The organism is Streptomyces sp. NPDC096136 (assembly GCF_044763325.1).
Classification (GTDB): domain Bacteria; phylum Actinomycetota; class Actinomycetes; order Streptomycetales; family Streptomycetaceae; genus Streptomyces.
The window spans coordinates 1-2,459 of the sequence record NZ_JBIWFZ010000062.1; the positions used below are offsets into that span (position 1 = coordinate 1).

Genomic DNA, 2,459 nt, shown 5'->3' on the forward strand with positions numbered 1-2,459 from the left:
AAGAGGCTGTCGGGGTCGGTGTCGTTGCCGAGGAGTTCGCGCTGCCACAGGGTGTAGTCGGCGTACTGCACGGGCAGGTCCGGCCACTGCGGCTCACTACCGGACAGCCGCGCCGAGTACGCGGCGACCAGGTCGCGGGCGAGCTGCCCCATCGACCAGCCGTCACCGGCGATGTGGTGCAGCACCAGCACCAGCACCGACTCGCTCGCACTGATGGTGAAGAGCGTGGCCCGGAAGGGCACCTCCGTCGACAGGTCGAACGTGTGACGCGCCTCTTCTTCGAGTTGCGTGGGAAGCATGCTCTCGCTGCTCGGTGCGGTTCGCACGTCTATGCGGGCCTGGTCGGGGTCGCTGATGCGTTGGCTCGGCTGGCCGTCCACCTCGTGGAAGACGGTGCGCAGGGCTTCGTGCCGAGTGATGACGGCGTGTACCGCGTCGCGCAGGGCCTGCTGGTCGAGGTCGCCGGTGAGCCGTAGTGCGAGCGGCATGTTGTAGGTGGCGGACGGTCCTTCCAGCTGGTGCAGGAACCACAGTCGCTGTTGGGCGTAGGAGAGGGGGAGGGTGTCGGGTCGGGTGGCGGGCAGCAGAGGCGGGCGCAGCTCTCCTTGGTGCGTCAGACGTGGTGCCAGTTCTGCGACGGTGGGTGCTTCGAAGAGTGTCTGGAGGCTGGTTTCGGTGCCGAGGGTGGTGCGGATGCGGCTGGTGAGTTGGGTGGCGAGGAGGGAGTGGCCGCCGAGGTCGAAGAAGTTGTCGTCGATGCTGACTGCGGGCAGGCCCAGAACTTCTGCGAACAGGGTGCAGAGGATTTCTTCCTGCGGGGTGCGCGGGACGCGTCCGTTGCCGGTGGTGCTGTAGTCCGGTGCGGGCAGGGCCTTGCGGTCGATTTTGCCGTTCGGGGTGAGGGGGATGGCGTCGAGGGTCACGATCGCCGAGGGGACCATGTAGTCGGGCAGCTGGTCCTGCAGTGCCTGCCGCAGGGTCGCCACCAGCGAGCCGCTGGCCCGTGACCGGACGGGGGTGTTCGTCACGGCCGACGTCAGGCGCTGCGGGTTGTACGTGCCGGTCACCACTGCGGTGTCCGTCGCTTCGGTGTTTGTGGAGAGGAGGATCACGTCGAAGGCGGCGGGGTCCTGCGGGTTCCAGGTGAGCAGTGCCTGCCGGCCCCGCTCGGCAGCCCACTGGCAGAACGCCTCCGGATCCACGCCGCCGCCACCGGTGAGCACCGCCCTGATCGCCGTCAGCTCCTCACTGCGCTCCAGCGCGTCAGCGGCAGCGGTTTCACCGGCCAGGCGGGCATTGGGAACGCCCGCCACCCGCAGCGGCCCCCCGTCACCGAGCCGCTCCTCAAGCCCGTCCAGCGAGGTGGTCTCACTGCCCCACGTGATCACCGGCAGGTCAGCGAGGTCATGCTGCCCGGTCAGGTCGGCCAGCGTCGGAGTGTTCTTGTGGAGGGTGGCGTCGTAGCGGTGGCGGGTGAGTTCGTTGTGGTTGTCGCCGTGCTTGAGGCGTATGTCGACGCCGAGGTCGTGGGAGGCGGCGAACGCGGTGAAGTAGTCGGGATGGACCAGTAGTTCCTTCTCCACGACGAGTGCGTGCTCCACTGCGGATCGCAGTGCGTCGGTGTCCTCGGCGCGCTGGGCGTGTACTGCGGTGTGCAGGGCGCGGAGGAGTCCGAGGTGGCGCACGTCGCCGACGAGGATGCGGCCGCCGTCTGCCAGGAGTTGCAGTGCTTGGGTCAGGACCCGGGTGAGGTATTCCTGGTCGGGGAAGTACTGGATGACGGAGTTGATCACGATCGTGTCGAAGTACCCGATCGGGAGTCCGGTGGTGTCGTCTGCGGGCTGGCAGCGCAGCGTGACGTGGCCCCAGCCGCGCTCGGCGGTCTGTTCCTCAAGCCGGGAGACCACTGCCTGGGACAGGTCCGTCCCCCAGTACTCCTCCACTCGTCCTGCGAGCGGGGCCATGAGCAGGCCGGAGCCGACGCCGATCTCCAGGATGCGTCGCGGCCCGTAGCCGGCGATGCGCTCCACGGTGGCCTGCCGCCACTCGCGCATCTCGTCGAGTGCGATGGGGCCGCCGGTGTAGGAGCTGTTCCAGCCCGAGAAGTCCTCGCCCAGCGGAGCACCCGATGCGCCGTACAGCGAGTCGTACATCTCCCGCCACTCCGATACCCGTACGTCACCGGCCTCGGCCTCGGCCTCGACCTCCGCCTCGGGAACGACGTAGGCGACCAGACGGGTGTCTCCGGGCTGGTCCTCGCGGGCGACCACCACGGCCTGGGACACCACGGGATGCTGAGAGAGCACGGCCTGGACTTCACCGGGTTCGATGCGGAACCCGCGGATCTTCGCCTGTTCGTCGGAGCGGCCCAGGTATTCCAGTTCGCCGTCGCGGTTCCAGCGCACCAGGTCACCCGTGCGGTACATCCGTGTGCCCGGGTCGCCGAACGGATCGGCGAC

1 protein-coding gene is annotated in these 2,459 nt (G+C 68.6%); it reads right to left on the reverse strand.

Annotated features, from left to right (window positions below; all coding sequences use genetic code 11):
• The coding region (locus ACIRBY_RS38685; protein ID WP_403910172.1) for a condensation domain-containing protein at nt 1-2,426 on the reverse strand (2,426 nt) is incomplete at its 3' end.
• Between the last annotated feature and the right edge of the window lie 33 nt (nt 2,427-2,459).